Consider the following 16,764-nt stretch of genomic DNA (forward strand, 5'->3'; position numbering starts at 1 on the left):
GTCAGGAACTCCGTTCTGGGTTGGGGTGGGGTACCAGGGTTCTTACCCGGTCCGCCAGCATCTGGTTCACCGGTGCGGCCAGTCCCAGCTCCCGGGAGCGCCTTGCCACGTAGCCGTTGATGTAGTCGATCTCGGTGGCACGCCCGCTCTGGAAATCGCCCCGCATGGACGAAGTATTGGCGGCGGTATTCCGGGCGACCCGTTCGATATTGTCCCGTAGCTCCCGGGGCGAGTGGGAGGGCAGGCCTTCCGCCTCGATCAGGTTGGCGAGTTCGTCGCAGAGGGCGTCGATGTGGTCAAGGAACAGCGGCGACGTCAGTATGTCACCATTGCGGCAGTCCAGGATGGCGGTGAACGGATTGATCCCGGCGTTCACGGCGAGCTTGCCCCAGAGTCGTTCCAGGATGCGTTCCTCTCCCCGTACCTCCAGGCCGGACCGGGCCAGCTGGCGAATGACGGCCGAGGTGACGGCGGCGCCGGTTTCGGTCAGGGCGCCGATCCAGGTATGTCCCCGGGCGGCGTGGACCACCCGGTCCGGTGTCGGGCGGTTGGCGGCCTCGGTGGTGCTGGCCGCCAGCACGGGCCGCCCGGGCCAGCGCTCGGCCACGGCCTGTTGGCTGCCGAGGCCATTCTGGAACAGCACGATGGGACAGGGTGCGGGTAGGCGGTCGATTATCGGTGCAAGAGCATCGAGGGTATCGCCCGCCTTGGTGGTCACCAGCAGCAGGCTGGTGCCGGACAGCCCCGTCAGCCAGCGACGCACGATGTCGTGCTCCCGCCCCCGGTCGTCTTCCAGGTGGTAGTTGAGCTTGAACGAGGACAGCGCCGAGGCGTTCCGGGGCACGAAGCCGGTGGTTTCCGACGGCAGGTAGGCGGCCCACAGCCGTCCCAGGGCACCGGCGCCGAGGACCGCGACAGGATCGTCCCCGTAACCGGACTGGGAAGGGCTGCTGGACGACTGCGGGGAGGGCACCTACATGGCCTCGATGTCGGCGCGCTGGTCGCTCAGTCGCTTGCGGCTGCCCTCGGCGTCGCGGAGCTTGTCCTTTTCCTTTTCAACCACCTCCGCCGGGGCCTTGGCGGTGAACTTCTCGTTGTTCAGCTTGCCTTCCAGGCGCCCGATCTCCTTCTGCAGGCGTTCCAGCTCCTTGTCCAGGCGCTTGAGTTCCGCCTCCTTGTCGATCAGGCCGGCCATGGGTACCAGCACTTCCATCTCTCCCACCAGCTGGGTTGCCGACATGGGAGCCTTGCCGTCCCCGAGCCATTCCAGCTTCTCCAGCTTGGCCAGGGAGATCAGGAACTGGCGATAGTCGTCCATACGGCGCTGGTCGCCGGCGCTGGTCCCCTTGAGCAATACCGGGACCTGCTTTGCCGGGGAGATGTTCATCTCACCGCGAATGTTGCGCACGGCGACGATCACGCCCTTGAGCCACTCGATATCACCGGCCACCTCCGGGTCGCGCTTGCTGTCGTCCGGCTGCGGGAAGGGTTGCAGCATGACGCTTTCGCCGGTCCTGCCGGCCAGGGGCGCGATGCGCTGCCAGATTTCCTCGGTGATAAAGGGCATGATCGGGTGAGCCAGGCGCAGCACGGCCTCCAGCACCCGGACCAGGGTGCGGCGGGTGCCGCGCTTGGCTTCGGCGCTGGCGTTGTCATCGTTGAGCACCGGCTTGGACAGTTCCAGGTACCAGTCGCAGTATTCGTTCCAGATAAACTCGTAGAGGGCATGGGCCGCCAGGTCGAAACGGTACTGGTCCAGGTGGCGGATCACCTCGCCCTCGCAGTGCTGCAGCTCGCTGATGATCCAGCGGTCCGCCAGGGACAGTTCCACTGGCTCGTCGTTAACGCCGCAGTCCTCGCCCTCGACGTTCATCAGCACGTAACGGGCCGCATTCCACAGCTTGTTGCAGAAGTTGCGGTAGCCCTCCAGACGCTTCATGTCCCAGTTGATATCACGGCCGGTGGTGGCCATGGCCGCCAGGGTAAAGCGCAGGGCGTCGGTGCCGTGGGCACTGATGCCTTCCGGGAACTCCTTCTTCGTGCGCTTGGCGATCTTCTCCGCCAGCTTGGGCTGCATCAGGTTGCCGGTGCGCTTGCCCAGCAGGTCGTCCAGGCCGATGCCGTCGATCATGTCCAGCGGGTCGATAACGTTGCCCTTGGACTTGGACATCTTCTCGCCATGCTCGTCCCGGATCAGGCCGGTGACATAGACGGTATGGAAGGGGACCTGCGGGGTGTTGTCCTCGTTCTTCATGAAGTGCATGGTCATCATGATCATGCGGGCGACCCAGAAGAAGATGATGTCGAAGCCGGTGACCAGCACATCGGTGGGGTGGAAGGTCTTCAGGCGCTCGGTGATCTCCGGCCAGCCCAGGGTGCCGAAGGTCCACAGGGCGGAGCTGAACCAGGTATCCAGCACGTCCTCGTCCTGATTCAGCGGGACGTCGTCAGCCAGGCTGTACTTCCGGCGCACATCGGCCTCGTCCCGGCCCACGTAGATGTTGCCCTCGGCGTCGTACCAGGCCGGAATCCGGTGGCCCCACCAGAGTTGGCGGGAGATGCACCACTCCTGGATATCCCGCATCCATGCAAAGTACATGTTCTCGTACTGCTTGGGCACGAACTGGATGCGACCGTCCTCCACCGCCTCGATGGCGGGTTTGGCCAGGGTTTTGGCATCCACGAACCACTGGTCGGTGAGCATGGGTTCGATGATCAGCCCGGAGCGGTCGCCCCGGGGCACGCTCAGGAAGTGGTCCTGGGTGTCTTCCAGCAGACCGGCAGCGTCAAGGTCGGCGACAATCCGCTTGCGGGCCTCCTCGCGGCTCTGGCCAGCGTAAGCCTCCGGCATGGTGCCATCGAGATCGGTATTCTCGGTGCCGTCGGCGTTGAAGATCTCGGCCACTGCCCGGATGTTGGCGTCCTCGGTCATGACGTTGATCATGGGCAGGTTGTTGCGCTTGCCCACCTGGTAGTCGTTGAAGTCGTGGGCGGGAGTGATCTTCACGCAGCCGGAGCCTTTCTCCGGGTCGGCGTGATGGTCCGCGACGATGGGGATGCGGCGGTTCACCAGCGGCAGCATCACGTACTTGCCGATCAGGTGCTGGAAACGCTCGTCGTCCGGGTGTACCGCCACGGCGGTGTCCCCCAGCATGGTTTCCGGCCGGGTGGTGCCGACCACCAGGTAGTCCAGGCCGTCCTCGGTTTTCGCGCCGTCGGCCAGTGGGTAGCGCAGGTGCCAGAAATAGCCTTTCTCTTCCTTGTTTTCCACCTCCAGGTCGGAGATGGCGGTGTGCAGTTTCGGGTCCCAGTTCACCAGCCGCTTCCCCCGGTACACCAGGCCTTCGTCGAACAGGCGGATAAACACTTCCTGCACGGCCCGGTAGAAGCCGTCGTCCATGGTGAAGCGTTCGTGGTCCCAGTCCACCGACGTGCCCAGCCGGCGCATCTGGCCGGTAATGGTGCCGCCGGACTGTTCCTTCCAGTCCCAGATGCGCTTGATGAACGCCTCGCGCCCCAGATCGTGGCGGGTCTTGTCTTCCTCGTTGGCCAGCTTGCGCTCCACCACCATCTGGGTGGCGATGCCGGCGTGGTCGGTGCCCACGGTCCACAGGGCGTTGCGGCCCTGCATGCGGCGGTAGCGGGTGAGCGTGTCCATGATGGTGTGCTGGAAGGCATGGCCCATGTGCAGGCTGCCGGTCACATTGGGCGGCGGGATGGCGATACTGAAGGATTGGCCTTCACCGCTGGGGCGGAAATACCCCTTGGATTCCCAGTTCTGGTACCACTGGCGCTCAATGTTTTCTGGCTGGTAGGTTTTTTCCATGGGTGTCTTCTGGTGACCGTTTTTGGTTGGTTCGCAAGGGAAAATGAAAGGCCACGATTATACATTGTCATGGGGTACGCGGCGAATATGTGCGGCATTATCCAAATGTGTCGGGCCCGTAAATAGCTGGAGGTGGGTAAGGTGAGATCCCTTTCCGGGACCTTCGAAAACAGGGACGTTTTCGAAGAGCCTCCATGGACGGATTTACGGCGTGTCCCGGAAAGGGGGCTCGCCTTGGCCACTTTGCACCGAACGTTGCCGTCTTATGGGGATCAGGTTGCGGAGCGCTGCAGTCGAGGCGATATCATTATTCAGGACACGCCCCGCAAGTACGTCTCTGGCCGATTTTTGCTCCTGCAAAATCGGCATTCTCGCCATCCGTGGCGGTCATAGAACTCGACGAACGCCATCCCTGGCGTTCGACGGTCCTGAATAATGATCTCACCCCGCCTGCTCTGACAGTCGTGCGGGTCTCCCAGATAGGCTGCTAGACAGTAGCCAGCCGGCGGCGGGCGCGGGTTGCGGGCTGGCGGGAGCGCTTGTTGGCAGCCAGATAGCCGGTGAGGCGGCTGCCATGGCCGTCTGAGCAGGTGAAGCGGCCCTGGCAGAAACTGTGGAGGTAGTGGGTGTTGAACAGGTGCCCCGAGGCCCGGTGCCGGAAATGGCGACCGGTAAACCTGCCCGGAGTGCCAGCAATGCCGATACGGGCCACGTAGTCGTTGGTGTGGTAGAAATGTTCGGCGTAGATCCCCTTGAGCCGCATTTCCGTGGCGGCGCTGGCAAAGGTATAGATTTCCAGTTTCTCCAGTAGCGGGCTGTCATCCCCCGACAGTCGCTCCATCAACTGATAGACCGCGCCGGTGGCGATGATGCCGCCCTGGGAATGCACCAACAGAACAACTTTGCTGTGCTCCCTCAAGCCCTGCTCCAGCAGCCGCGAGACACTGGTTTCCAGGGTGGACATGATCTGCATGGTACGGCCGGCGGCGCATTCCAGCAGGTCCAGCAGGATGCCGTCGGACGGATTGTGCATCAGGTAGATGCGGCGGCCGAACAGGTTGGCCAGTGCCAGCCCGTTAAGCCGAAGCACATTGCGGTCGGTACAGATGCCGTTGAGGAAGTACCAGGCCTCATTGTCCAGCGACAGGGAACGGGTGTCGTCGGGCACTTCGGATGGCAGGTGGGGCACGCCGCGAAAGGGCGCATAGACCGGGAACAACGCCCGGAAAATGGCGCTGTGGAAGTAGTGGGGCGTTTCGTAGTTGCCCTTGCGCAGTTCCGACCAGGGTAATCCGGGGTTCAGCGGACTCAGTACCTGGGGCAGCCAGGGCAGGTTGACGAGGGTGGCTCTTGCCCGTTCCAGGGCTTCAAACAGGTTCATGGGCGGTTTCCTCCGATGACTCCGGGGCATTGTCGCTATCGGGCTCCCCGGCCAGGTCAAACCGTTCGTGGCCGGTGGGTTCGATGTGTTGCTCGCCGTTGATGGCCTGTCGGGTGCGGGAGGTGGCGTAGTAGATGGCCCGTCGGGCCCTGTTCTGGTTGCCCAGGGGGCGGTGCTCGGCGATGGTGTGCCAGGGGTTGATGGTGAGGTTGCGGGCAAAGGCATCCTGGGCCGGGTAGTCAAATCGCTGCATATGCAGGTCCAGCCGGGCCACCCTGACCAGGGGGGAGTCCCGGGTGGACCAGACGATGGCGGCGTTCTCGATGGGCATGGCGCGCGGGTCGGTCTGGAACTGGATGGCGAAGTCAAAGCTGACCGGCTCCTGTGCCAGGGTCTCCCGCATGGCGTCCCGCAGGTAGTTCGGGGTGAAGGGGCCGGCCCTGGTGTGTGTCTGCCGGCGGGGAAGCAGGGCGTACTTGATGGCCCGGGGCCTGCCGTCGCCATTGTCGTAGAGATAGGGCACACAGCTATGGTAGGCCAGGTGCAGCGGATTGGCGTGGGCCCGGGCGTAGAGGCCCTGCATCACCATGTCCAGATAGTGGGAGTCGAACGGGTTGAGGAAGTACCAGGCCGGAGTGCCCAGGCCCACCTGCTGTTGCAGCTTGACGTTTTCCTGTAAGTCCGGGGTGGTGAAGGTGGGGGCACTGATACCGGAGAAGTCCACGGTATGGCGTTCGTCGTCCAGTAATTTCGGCCCTGGCACGCCCATCAGCTTGAGGCCGATACTGAGGATGCCATTGTCCTCGATATCCGGCACCACCCGGGGCCCGGGGCCGCCGAAGCGGGCATAGGCCAGATAGCGCTCACCGGGCTGGAACAGGGGCGTTCGCAGGTGGGGGGCGAGATAGTCGTTGACCCGGAACACCCCCCGGACCAGGCCGTAGGTCTTGGTGTTACCGGCCCGTTCGGCAGTCTCGCCGGTGTCTCCGTACTCCCGCTCCAGGAAGCGGTTCATCAGGTCGGTGATGTCGTCGATAAGTGCCGCCTCGTCCTCCATTGGCCGTTCTTCCGTCAGCCCCAGGCCGGTGGGGCGCTGTCGCAGCCGGATAAGTCCCTGGGTGAAGGCCTGCAGGGGGCCTCGGGCCAGGCGGTCGAAATGGTCACGGTAGTACGGGTCCAGCCGCCGCAGGCGGGGAATCAGGGTATCGGTCGTGGACTGGACCAGCCTGGGAATGATTCTCATGATGCCCTCCTAGCCACTGAACAGGAATTGCAGTGCCCGCCGACCGGGCAGGAAGAAATAGCCGCCGCCCCGTGTCCTGACGAATTCGGGTAACGGGTGGTACTTGCAGCGCAGGGGGTCGTGCTGCACACGGAAACTGTCCTGGGACTGGCCGAACATGGTGCGGTGCCCGATAATCGGGTCGGTTTCTTCCCGCAGTCCGTTGAAATTCGGGTTGTCCGACCAGGTGTGCTGGACGAATTCGAACTGGCGTCCGATGTTGGCATTCAGGCAGATGAAGTGCAGGCCCCGGTCTCCGGCCTCGTCCGGTTCATCAAGCCGCGCCAGCATCTCTTCCGGGGCGAGCCCGGGCACAAACGGCGTGCCGTAGGCCCGTCCACGGCGGAGCAGCCGGTGGCGGTTGCTGAAGGCGACCGACTTGTCGCTTCCCGGTTCCGGTTCCAGGCTGTCCCGTGGGTGTGTGCGCCGGATATGGGCTCCCAGGGGGCATCGGATGCCATCCGCGTCGGGGTCGTGATAGCGGAAGTCGTCCAGGTCGGTGACGCCGGGCTGGTCACGGTCCGGGGCCAGTACCAGGGGCACGCCGCTGGGCCAGCGGCCGACCATCTTCGCGGCCAGGTGGACCGGATCCCGGATCAGCGAACCGGGGTGGGCGGCGAGTTCCCGCTGGGTGCGCCAGAATCCGGGCACATCCTGAGCCAGTTGTCGAAACACCAGGTAGGTGCCGTTGAATCCCAGGTCCTTTGCTCCGGAGCCTTCCGGGTCAGCGGGCAGGAGGTCCTGGTGGTCCTGGCCTGGTTCCAGCAGCGGTCGTGGCGTCAGCAGCCCATAGCCATTGGGATAGCCCAGCAGGAACTCCCCCAGTGGCACGGCATTTCCCCGTGACCGGGCCTGCCGGTCGAATTCGGCGATATAGGGCTGCCCGATGCTGTCCCGGAAGCCGAAGTGCTCCCGGAACTCCGGCAGGGTAACGGTGGCGAGCTGGTGAACCACCTCCAGGCCATGATCGGGCAGGTCCGACACCAGGCGGCTGACCTGCTCGGCCAGTGCCGACTCGCTGGCGCTATAGCAAAGTACCAGGACATCCACCGGTGGCGACTCTGGGCCGCCCCACTGCCAGTGCTCCGGTGCTTGCTCGCCCTCGTCGCCGAGAATCCGACGCTTGTGGGGCGTGGTCATACCGGAGCGGAACTCGTTGGAAAAGCCAGCGAGGATCGACTCGTGAACACCCAACCGCACCAGGCCATGGTGGCTCAGGGCCAGGTTGGTGGCGTGGTCGGTGGGCCGGGTATCGGCGAAGGTGACCTCACTGGTCAGCTCCCGCAGCCAACGCCTGGCCTTGCTGCGATTGCGTATCGACAACAGCAGGAAGGCGGCGGCGGGCAAGGGGCCATAGCCCCTGACCACGAGGCCCTGGATATCGCTGAAATCCGGTGTGGCGGTGTCTTCCATGTGATGGCTCTCCAGTCGCCTGTTACAGGCGCTTCAGCCAGGCCAGGGCCTGCCGGTTGCTCATGTGTCCCCGTAGCCCGTCGCGGATGGCTTCGTTGCTGGCGATGTTCAGGGCCGTGAGGTGGGGGTAGGGGCTGTACCAGACCAGGTTTTCCAGCTGATGCAGCCCCAGGTAGTCTTTGAACCGCTGTTCCTTGCGGGCGCCGCCGAACACCAGCCAGCGGGTAGCGGGATAGCCGACACCGTTGCTGAAGATAATGTTCAGCCCCCAGGACACCTTGTCGATAAAGTCCACCATGTAGCTTTCCATGCTGCCGTCGTAGTTACTGGTGAACAGTAGCCGACGATCGTTTTCCAGCAGGGTCCAGCGGGCGAAGTGGATGGTATGGACGCCGTCCAGCCCCAGGATGGGGATGCCGGCCAGGTTGCCGTTGTTGAAGATGTGCCGCAGGACCACCTGCGCCGGGAACAGCAATCCGCGGGCGGTGACCCGCCGCAGCAGGCCCGGTTTGACGTAGCCCACGGCGGCAAAGGGATTGTGGGGCAGGAAGTCCTCGGTGGCCCGCAACTGGTTCAGGCGACTCAGGGGTGCCCGGTGAGTGTACTCGATATCGACCCGCTCCCTTATCCGGATCGCCAGCAGCCAGGCAAGGAGCAATGGCCAGCCCCAGAACAGGATTACACTGCCCACCACCAGGAAGCCGGCCAGCCGGATCTGTTCGACGGCCTGCCAGAGCCTGCCGGGGCCGGGACGACGGGCGAGCATGTCCGACAGTTCCGGGTGGGTGCCCACGAAGTCGATAATGGATTGGCGTACCTCCCGGGGGGATGCATCCGGCGTTGGCGTGTGACGGTCCAGGAAATCCTGTATGGCGTGGTAAAGCGCATCCTCCTCCCGTATCTGGCGGACGGTCCGGCCAATGGTGTTGATGTAGAAGGTCTGGGAGGGAATCGTGTGCCGCGCCAGGAACCCCTGCCGTGCCAGTCTGTCCCGTTGCGCCGGCGCCGGGTAGCCCTGGCACTCGTTGAAGATGGCATCCAGTCCCTCGGCAAACTCCCGCACCAGTTGCTCCAGGAAGGCGGACACCGGGCCATCCACATTGGCCAGGAAAAACAGCGCCGAGGCATATTCCTCCGGATGGTCCGGCCCTTCCACGACCAGCAGCCGGGCAAAGTGCAGGCTGTCCAGTCGGCCCAGGGGCAGGATGGCATTACCCGCCGGGTCCTGGTTGATCTCGGCCAGCCGCTGTCGCAGCGCCGGTTCCCGGGCTGGGTCCAGGGGCACCCGGATGGTCAGGTCATTCTGGGGCATCGGGTGCAGGGTTGTGAGCGCCCGCCTGACCGGGTTGTTCAGGACAGCCCTGAGTGGGTTCCGGATAACAGCCATCGCGTTTCCCTCGCAGCCAGTTGGTCAGGATTCGGTGCTATCCGGCAGTTCCAGGGCGAAATCCAGAACCCTGCGCCGGCCCAGCCACACCTTGCCCAGGTAGAGGCCGGGGGCAACCTCCCGGATCTCGTCGCGGACGGACCGGGCCACCAGCGAGGTTCCGCTGTAGTCGATGACGATGGTGTCCCTGCCATCCAGCCAGCTCTCCCCCCGGTACACCTTGGCGACAATCAGGTTGAGCCCCAGGGGAGTGACCTTGTTGACTACCACGCCGGCATCCCGGGCCTTGCCCTGGAGGTCGAACACCTTGCCCTGCCAGCCCAGGGTGCGGGCCAGCCCCGCCAGCCAGCCGGGCATGGGCCAGCCCGCGAAGATCGGCGTTCCCCGGGTGTCACCCTGGGGCATGGCGCCGCTGTCGGCCTTGCGGTATAGGTCGTCCAGTTCATCCCGGGACAGCCGGAGCCAGGACCTGACCCGGTCGGCGTTGGGGATGGCGGTGGTCCCGACGCGGGCGGTCTTGCGGTTGTTCCTGGCCGATGATGGCGGCCTGGTCCGGGATTTCGCGGTGGTCCTTGTGCTTTGGGCCATGGTTTGTGTGGCCATGATCCTGCTCCTCTCTCTGGTGGTTGTCATGGTATCCCCTGCAACGCCCGGGGCCGGTCAGGCCGTGGCCGGTTCCGTTACCCGGTCGGCGTGGGGTTCTCCGGGCGGGGCATTGGCCGGTGTCATCTCGTCCCGATCCCGCAGTTCCCGCTGGTGGAGCAGCCGGAAGGTCACCCGTTCGGCCAGGGCACTGATGGTGGCGGACGGGTTGACCCCCAGGGGGCCGGGTAACAGGGCGCCGTCCGCCACATAGAGGCCGGGGTAGCCCCAGACCTCGCCGCTGTCATTGGTAACGCCATCCCTGGGGGTGTCGGACATGGCGCAGCCCCCCAGCGGGTGCGCGGTCAGGCTCTTGCGCAGTGGCAGCCGGAACAGGGGCGTTCGCCACTGGAAGCTGTTCACGAACTGCCCGCCCGAGCGGTAGCTCAGCTCCTTCATGTGCCGGATCATATCGGTGAACATGGGCAGGCTGCGGCGACTGGACCAGTGCAGTTCCAGCTCGCCCCGGCGGTTGAGGGCCAGGCGCCCGTCGGCGGCGTCGGTCCCCATGCCCAGGTAGGGCAGGAACCGGGTGGCGGCGCCGTCGTCCAGCAGCTCGCCAATGCCGAAACGCAACCGTCCGCCGGTGGCATCGCTCAGGTAGCGGCGGGCGTGCTGCAGTGCCCGTCCCGGGCGCCCCGGCGTCGGCAGGATGCCATTGAGGTACCAGATGAAGGGGTCCGGGTACCCCAGGTCCTCGATAAAAATGTACTGGTCCGACCGGTCCCGGAAACCCACGCCGGCGGTAATGCTGGGCCCCCGTCCCGGGTCGACGACCCGGTCCCGGTAGCGGGTGCCGGCAAACAGGAAGTCGCCGTTGCCGGAGTACCCATGCCCCAAGCGGTCGGACAGTTGGGGCAGGGTGCGGTAGCGGTACTTGCACCGCAGTAGCAACTCGTTGGTGCCCAGGGTGCCCGCCGCGACAATGACCCGACGGCCGGTCAGCTCCCTCAGGGCGTCCCCCGCCGGCTGTGCCGGTGCGGCCGACAGGTCCTGGCAGGTGACCCGGTAACCGCTGGCCACGGGGGTAATGTTCAGGGCTTTGTGATGGGCCAGAACCCGGGCACCATGGTGTTCCGCCAGGGGGATGTAGTTCCTGTCCAGGGTGTTCTTGGCACCCACATGACAGCCCAGCAGGCAGTTGCCGCAGTAGCGGCAGGTCTGGTCCGACCCCGGGTCCAGGTGCACGCAGACGGGCACGCGTCGGGGCTTGAGGCCGATACTGTCAACGGCGTCCTCGAACGCATGAGTGCGGGGAGGGATCTCGTGCTCCCGCTCCTGTTCCAGGGTGTTGGCTGCCAGCATTCCGGCGGCAAGTCGGAAATAGGGGCGCAGCTTGCGCAGGGAAAGCCCCCTGGGCCAGGCGGGACCGTCCAGGATATCCGCCGGCGGCCGGATGTGTACGTTGAAGTAGTGCAGCGAGCCGCCACCCACCCCGGTGCCCTGGACCACATCCATATTGCGGAAGGTCAGGTACTCGATAAACCCGCGTCCCGGGTAAGTTGCCCCGGGGCGGACGAAGGCATCCCGGCTGACCTCACCGGGCGAGCGGGGAAACGACGACACCGGCCAGCGCCCGCCCTTTTCCAGGATACAGACCGAATGGCCTGCCTGGGCGAGCCGGCAGGCGGTGATGGCCCCTCCGAAGCCGGAGCCGATAACAATGGCGTCATAGTCCGTTTCCATGGCCAGTCTCCCTGTGGTCATGCCGCTTCATGCCGTGGCGCGGATGTCGCCGGGGGCTGTCCCCGGGCCTCCAGGACCCGGTCCAGTTCCCGGGCCAGCAGTTCCGGTGCCTCCAGGTCGACGAAATGGCCGATGCCCGGCAGTGGGCGCCAGTCCACGGGACAGCCCGCATCCCGGTGGCTTTCCCGGGCAACCCTGGCGGACAGGGCGCCGTCCTCCAGTCCCCATATCAATGTCACGGGAACCCGGATTGGCGTGCGGTAGAGTTCCGCCAGTTTCCGCCGGCTGTCCGGGAACAGCAGGGTGCGCACGAAATAGCGGTAGTACTCGATGGCGCCCCGCATGTCGCCGGCGGTGTCGAACCGACGCACGATCTCCCGGGTCAGGTCATGGTCCATACTCCCGGCGGAGCCTTCCCGCAGGGTGAAGGACAGCTCAAGCAGCTTGCGCCCGACGGGGTTGGCGATCAGGTGCTCCGGTAGCCAGGGCACCTGGAAGGGCAACACCCAGGGAATCCGGAAGGCCTGGAAATCCTGCAGCCGGAACACCGCACGCACCAGGGTCCGGGGGTGGGTGCAGTTGACCACCATGAGGTGGCTGATACGGTCCGAAAAACGGTGGCCGTAGAGCCAGCCCAGGGCCCCGCCCCAGTCGTGGGTGAGCAGGATGGGCCGCTCCAGGCCCAGGCTGTCGATCAACTGGTCGATATCGTCGGTCAGGGTAAACACATCGTAGCCGTCCCGGGGACCGGCGGAACGGGGATAACCGCGCATATCCGGGGCGAAGAAGGCCACGTCCGGCATCAGGCGCATCAGCGGGCGCCAGCTCAGCCAGCCTTCCGGAAAACCATGGATACACAGTACCTGAGCCCGGGCGTTGGAGATGTAATCCTCCGGCGCTTTTACAGGTTGCGACACGGCCACGTGCAGGGAGGTGCCGTTAATGGTGACGCGCCGGTGTTCGATGTGGCCGCTCATGGCCGGTCCCCGGCTGGCGGAAAGCAGTCCTGGGTGCACTGGAAGTGGTGGTACCAATGGTGGGCCCGGACCTTCTTTGGCATCTCCCCCTGTTCGATATGGCACTGACAGCACTGCCTGGCCCTGACCTCCAGGCTGACCAGGATGTGCTCCTCATAGGCGCCGACCAGTTTGATGCGTGACTGGTAGCAGCCGCCGGCCATGGCTTCGGGATTGGTGAAGCTGACCACCACGGTGGCGGACTCGTCCGGCCCCAGGGTCTTTTTGTCCGGCGACACGGTGACCGTTTCGCCGGTGACCGGAAAGGGTTCGGGGGTGAGGGTGAATTCCCGCTCCACCCGGGTGCGGTTGGTGATCTGGAGTTCGTATCGGAAGCTGTTGCCCACACAACCCCGCCAACGGATGTGGCAGGGAACCGGGCAGCTGGTTTCCGGAATATCGCAGCAGGCTTCCCGGTGCACGCCGTTGCAGACCTTGCACAGGGCGGCGTCGTACTTTTCATAGCTGCCATCGAAGGTCCTGCGGATCACGCCGGCGCCGCTGTCCAGGGTGGCAAACAGCAGCCTGGGTGGCAGCAGCAGGAGGCTGAGGGGCGAGGGCAGGTAGGCGCCGGTTTCCGCCCGGGGGGCCGGGGCACAATGTTCGGTTTGCATGACTCTCTCCTTGATGTCTTTCACTCATTGGTTGCGCCGGCAGTCTCCGGCGTCCGTTCCCGGGCCGGCGGGCCATTGCAGTACACCTCCAGCTCCACCCGTTCCCCGTTGATGCGGATGAACCCGGTGTACTCACGACCGGTCCGGAGGTTGTCCGGAAGGGTCAGTGACAGCTTCAGGTCGATGGTCTGGCCGGGGGCCAGGGTCAGTTCCGGGGCCGGGGTTACCGTGAGTTGGACCGGACCGGGAATATCCCGGCGGGCGTTGTCGAGCAGTCGTTGGGAGAAGGCGGCAAAATCATCGGACTCACCGGTTTCCTGCAGGGTGGACACGAGGATTCTCTCGGTCCAGTCGTCCTCGGTGAGCCAGACCGGCGCGATCCGTTGTAGTTCAATGGGCACATTGCCGGCGTTGGTGACGGCCAGGGTGAAGGCGATGGTCTCGCCCGCCGTTCCCACCAGCTCCAGTTCCTCCGGCTCCGGTTCCAGTAGCCGGAAGGGCGTTACATGGATGTCCAGTACCACCTTGCGATCGCCAATCACCATGTGGGCCAGGTAATGCCCCGGGGGCGTCGACGGGGGCAGTTTCAGTTGGGCCGTGGCAGTGCCCCGGCTGTCAGGAGCCAGGTTGGCCCGGACACGCAGTTCCGTGGTCCTGAGTTTGCCGACCCCCTTGCGGGTCCGGGAAGGCGCCACGGCTTCCAGGCGTCTGATCCGGATCCGCTGTTGTGACAGGTTGACGAAGGTGAGCTGCCCCGAGCAGTCCTCCGGTGGCCCGGAGAACCGGTAGGTGTCTTCGGCAAGTTGCCAGTCGACGCCGGGGTTGCCAGTGAAAGCGGGTCTCATGATGGCATCCTCCTACCGGCACTGTTCCGATTCCAGGGGGTGGTAATCCTCGCTGACCACCATGGCCTCGCCGCAGGCCTGGAATTCGAACAGCCGGCAGCCAAACAGGGTGACGCAGAACCGGAAGTTCAGGGGCAGGTGGAAGCGCATGGGTCGGAAGCCCAACTGGAGATCGATACGGGGCAACTCGGCTACCCGCAGTTCCAGGTCCACCTTGCTGGTGCTGTTCAGCACACTGCTGGTTTCAACCTTGCTGTCGGTGCGGATGTCACTGTCGCTGTTGAGGTTCAGCGTCGGCAGTTCCCGTACCTCAAGGTTGAGGTTGATGTCCGGTAACTCGGTGACCCCGACGTGGATGTCCGGAAGCTGGGTGAGTCCCACCCCGACCTGTCCGAAGAGGTCCAGGTCAAGGTTCACTTCCGGTAACTCCTTGATGCGGATATTGCTCAGTTTGCCAGCCATGGCGTGCCTCCCGGGCGCGACCTTGAGACAGACATACTGAAACAGCATGGCTCCGGAATCAGGCTACGACGGCAGGGCCTACAGCGAATTGCAGGAGTCTTCAGTAAGCAGGGTAAAAACGTCAGGAGAGGGTTCGTAACATCCTTTTTACCTAACTTGAATTCTGCAACAGATGCAGGATGCAAGCAAGAGGAAGTGGAGTGTACATATCAACCGGCAGGCAAGGGAATGGTGCCTGAAGGTTATCGAGGGTTTCTCTGGTCATGGACCCGTGGCTCAATGCCCAGGGCGCGGAGCTGTTTGAACTGGGAGCGTGCCTGGCGCAGGGCACCGGCGTCGTTGTGGGCCACCAGGGCCAGGCGCCGGAAGCGATCGGCATCCGCCGGCAGGCGTTCGGACAGCAGGATCACCGTGTCCCAGTCATCCGCCGCCGGCTCGCACAGCAGGATGCCCACCGGGTCGGGGCAGCGGGTGGTGGAATCCGGCACAATACTGTGGGGAATAAAGGCGTCCGGGCCGAAGTTCCACAACAGGTCGTCCAGCTCCTCGGCGTGGCCGTACTGGTCGCAGGCGATGCAGACCCGATCCCCCTGTTGCCAGGCCTTGTCCACCAGGCGGACCGCGTGGAGATTGCGGTCCGCCGGGCTGGCACCGGCCAGGATATGGAACCAGTAGGATCGGTTCCCATTGCTGCCGGCTTCGGACGGGGCGTTACTTTCCGGCATTGGACATCAGGTAGTCGACCAGCAACGGAACGGGACGGCCGGTGGAGCCTTTGGCTTTGCCGGAGAGCCAGGCGGTACCGGCGATGTCCAGGTGCGCCCAGCGATAGTCCCTGGCGAACCGGGACAGGAAGCAGCCAGCAGTGATGGTGCCGGCGGGCCGGCCGCCGATGTTCTGCATATCGGCGAAATTGCTGTCCAGCTGGCTCTGGTATTCGTCCCACAGGGGCAGGCGCCAGGCCCGGTCACCGGAGCGTTCACCAGCGGCCAGCAGGTCGTCCGCCAGGGCGTCGTTGTTGGCCAACAGGCCGGTGGCATGGCTGCCCAGGGCGATGATGCAGGCGCCGGTAAGAGTGGCCATGTCCACCACCACTTCCGGATCGTACTTCTTGACGTAGGTGAGGGCATCGCACAGCACCAGCCGGCCCTCGGCGTCGGTGTTCAGGATCTCGATGGTCTGCCCGGACATGGAGGTGACGATATCGCCCGGGCGGGTGGCGGTGCCGCTGGGCATGTTTTCGGCGGCGGCCACCACGGCCACCACGTTGATCTTCGGCCTGGTCTCGGCAATGGTCTTCATGGTACCGAACACCGCGGCGGCGCCGCCCATGTCGTATTTCATCTCGTCCATGCCTTCGCCGGGCTTCAGGCTGATACCACCGGTATCAAAGGTGATGCCCTTGCCGACCAGCACGTAGGGTTTGTCCTTGGCCTTGCCGCCCCGGTATTCCATGACAATCAGGCGGGCGGGCTGGGCGCTGCCGGCGGAGACGGACAGCAGGCTGTTCATGCCCAGCTTCTGCATCTGCTTTTCGTCCAGGATTTCGGTCTTGATGACTTCGTTGTCCTTGGCCAGCTCCTTTGCCCGGTCGGCCAGCCAGCTCGGGTGACAGACGTTGGCCGGGGTGTTGCCCAGGTCGCGGGTGAAGTTCATGCCGCGACCGGTGGCCAGCCCCAGGTTGAAGGCGTCCTTGAGGGCCTTGCCGGCACCGGAGGCCAGTACGGTCACCTTGGTGAGCTTGCGCTTGGGGGGCTTCTCACTCTTGAAATCGAAGAAGGTGTAGAACTGCTCTTCCAGGGTGCGGCCAATCAGGTTCAGCTTCGCGCCCTCGGAGGTGGTGGCGGCTTCACCGATAAGGGGGGTGTCGGCCAGGGCGATAACCGCATTCTTGGCGGCGCCATCCTTGAGGACACCCGCCATGGCAATCAGGGCCTTGCGGTAGTCCGCCGGCTTGCGACCGGTGTTGGGGCCGGTGCCCACGACCAGTACACGGTTCCATGGTGTGTCTGCGGTGGGGATCAGCAGGGTACTGGCGGTCTTGCCGGTAATGTCACCATTCTTGTGCAGGGCCTTGAGCTGCCCGCCCATGACCTCGTCGGCCTGGGTGGTGGAGGCGGGCCATTCGCCTTTCTCGGGAACGGCGACGACCAGACAATCGGTTTTGGCACTGCTGATGGCTTTGCTGCTGAGCGTGAAATTCATGGCGA

At 64.7% G+C, this 16,764-nt stretch carries 14 protein-coding genes; all 14 read right to left on the reverse strand.

The features are described 5' to 3' along the window. Nucleotide 1 precedes the first annotated feature (1 nt). The gene (locus RO069_RS00550) at nt 2-973 is read right to left on the reverse strand and encodes a ketopantoate reductase family protein (RefSeq protein ID WP_328184568.1); all 972 of its coding nucleotides are present in this window, start codon (nt 971-973) and stop codon (nt 2-4) included. Continuing rightward, complete coding sequence (locus RO069_RS00555) at nt 974-3,826, reverse strand: valine--tRNA ligase (RefSeq protein ID WP_328184569.1); 2,853 nt, start codon at nt 3,824-3,826, stop codon at nt 974-976. A 487-nt stretch (nt 3,827-4,313) separates the two neighbouring features. After that, nucleotides 4,314-5,207, reverse strand: a complete 894-nt coding sequence (locus tag RO069_RS00560; protein WP_328184571.1) for a hypothetical protein — start codon at nt 5,205-5,207, stop codon at nt 4,314-4,316. Beyond that, a complete protein-coding gene (locus RO069_RS00565; protein WP_328184572.1) occupies nt 5,194-6,450 on the reverse strand; it encodes a hypothetical protein in 1,257 nt (418 codons plus the stop codon). The genes RO069_RS00560 and RO069_RS00565 overlap by 14 nt, the downstream gene beginning before the upstream one ends. 9 nt (nt 6,451-6,459) lie before the next feature. Next, entirely contained in the window at nt 6,460-7,902 is a 1,443-nt protein-coding gene (locus tag RO069_RS00570) for a Dyp-type peroxidase (protein WP_328184574.1), read from the reverse strand. A 22-nt stretch (nt 7,903-7,924) separates the two neighbouring features. Further along, the gene (locus RO069_RS00575) at nt 7,925-9,289 is read right to left on the reverse strand and encodes a hypothetical protein (RefSeq protein ID WP_328184576.1); all 1,365 of its coding nucleotides are present in this window, start codon (nt 9,287-9,289) and stop codon (nt 7,925-7,927) included. 24 nt (nt 9,290-9,313) lie between these two features. Continuing rightward, entirely contained in the window at nt 9,314-9,892 is a 579-nt protein-coding gene (locus RO069_RS00580; RefSeq protein ID WP_328184578.1) for a hypothetical protein, read from the reverse strand. A 57-nt stretch (nt 9,893-9,949) separates the two neighbouring features. Next, nucleotides 9,950-11,638: a GMC family oxidoreductase gene (locus RO069_RS00585; protein WP_328184579.1), complete on the reverse strand. Its 1,689-nt coding sequence runs from the start codon at nt 11,636-11,638 to the stop codon at nt 9,950-9,952. Beyond that, on the reverse strand, nt 11,635-12,594 hold the full coding sequence (locus RO069_RS00590) for an alpha/beta fold hydrolase (RefSeq protein ID WP_328184580.1): 960 nt from the start codon (nt 12,592-12,594) through the stop codon (nt 11,635-11,637). Before RO069_RS00590 ends, RO069_RS00585 begins: the two co-directional genes overlap by 4 nt. Beyond that, the gene (locus RO069_RS00595) at nt 12,591-13,247 is read right to left on the reverse strand and encodes a COG1470 family protein (RefSeq protein WP_328184581.1); all 657 of its coding nucleotides are present in this window, start codon (nt 13,245-13,247) and stop codon (nt 12,591-12,593) included. The genes RO069_RS00590 and RO069_RS00595 overlap by 4 nt, the downstream gene beginning before the upstream one ends. Nucleotides 13,248-13,267: 20 nt before the next feature. Continuing rightward, nucleotides 13,268-14,092 carry a hypothetical protein gene (locus RO069_RS00600; protein WP_328184583.1) on the reverse strand — a complete coding sequence of 275 codons (825 nt, stop codon included), beginning with the start codon at nt 14,090-14,092 and terminating at the stop codon, nt 13,268-13,270. A 12-nt stretch (nt 14,093-14,104) separates the two neighbouring features. Continuing rightward, nucleotides 14,105-14,554: a hypothetical protein gene (locus RO069_RS00605; protein ID WP_328184584.1), complete on the reverse strand. Its 450-nt coding sequence runs from the start codon at nt 14,552-14,554 to the stop codon at nt 14,105-14,107. Between the two features lie 242 nt (nt 14,555-14,796). Beyond that, the gene (locus RO069_RS00610) at nt 14,797-15,279 is read right to left on the reverse strand and encodes a DNA polymerase III subunit chi (protein ID WP_328184586.1); all 483 of its coding nucleotides are present in this window, start codon (nt 15,277-15,279) and stop codon (nt 14,797-14,799) included. Then, nucleotides 15,266-16,759 carry a leucyl aminopeptidase gene (locus RO069_RS00615; protein ID WP_328184588.1) on the reverse strand — a complete coding sequence of 498 codons (1,494 nt, stop codon included), beginning with the start codon at nt 16,757-16,759 and terminating at the stop codon, nt 15,266-15,268. The genes RO069_RS00610 and RO069_RS00615 overlap by 14 nt, the downstream gene beginning before the upstream one ends. Nucleotides 16,760-16,764 lie beyond the last annotated feature (5 nt).

This window comes from Marinobacter sp. OP 3.4 (genome assembly GCF_036224885.1).
Lineage (GTDB): Bacteria > Pseudomonadota > Gammaproteobacteria > Pseudomonadales > Oleiphilaceae > Marinobacter.

Excerpts from the sequence above, each read along its gene's own strand:
- RO069_RS00555 (WP_328184569.1), bottom strand. The coding sequence starts at position 3,826 with ATGGAAAAAACCTACCAGCCAGAAAACATTGAGCGCCAGTGGTACCAG.
- RO069_RS00560 (WP_328184571.1), bottom strand. The coding sequence starts at position 5,207 with ATGAACCTGTTTGAAGCCCTGGAACGGGCAAGAGCCACCCTCGTCAAC.
- RO069_RS00565 (WP_328184572.1), bottom strand. The coding sequence starts at position 6,450 with ATGAGAATCATTCCCAGGCTGGTCCAGTCCACGACCGATACCCTGATT.
- RO069_RS00570 (WP_328184574.1), bottom strand. The coding sequence starts at position 7,902 with ATGGAAGACACCGCCACACCGGATTTCAGCGATATCCAGGGCCTCGTG.
- RO069_RS00575 (WP_328184576.1), bottom strand. The coding sequence starts at position 9,289 with ATGGCTGTTATCCGGAACCCACTCAGGGCTGTCCTGAACAACCCGGTC.
- RO069_RS00580 (WP_328184578.1), bottom strand. The coding sequence starts at position 9,892 with ATGGCCACACAAACCATGGCCCAAAGCACAAGGACCACCGCGAAATCC.
- RO069_RS00585 (WP_328184579.1), bottom strand. The coding sequence starts at position 11,638 with ATGACCACAGGGAGACTGGCCATGGAAACGGACTATGACGCCATTGTT.
- RO069_RS00590 (WP_328184580.1), bottom strand. The coding sequence starts at position 12,594 with ATGAGCGGCCACATCGAACACCGGCGCGTCACCATTAACGGCACCTCC.
- RO069_RS00595 (WP_328184581.1), bottom strand. The coding sequence starts at position 13,247 with ATGCAAACCGAACATTGTGCCCCGGCCCCCCGGGCGGAAACCGGCGCC.
- RO069_RS00600 (WP_328184583.1), bottom strand. The coding sequence starts at position 14,092 with ATGAGACCCGCTTTCACTGGCAACCCCGGCGTCGACTGGCAACTTGCC.
- RO069_RS00605 (WP_328184584.1), bottom strand. The coding sequence starts at position 14,554 with ATGGCTGGCAAACTGAGCAATATCCGCATCAAGGAGTTACCGGAAGTG.
- RO069_RS00610 (WP_328184586.1), bottom strand. The coding sequence starts at position 15,279 with ATGCCGGAAAGTAACGCCCCGTCCGAAGCCGGCAGCAATGGGAACCGA.
- RO069_RS00615 (WP_328184588.1), bottom strand. The coding sequence starts at position 16,759 with ATGAATTTCACGCTCAGCAGCAAAGCCATCAGCAGTGCCAAAACCGAT.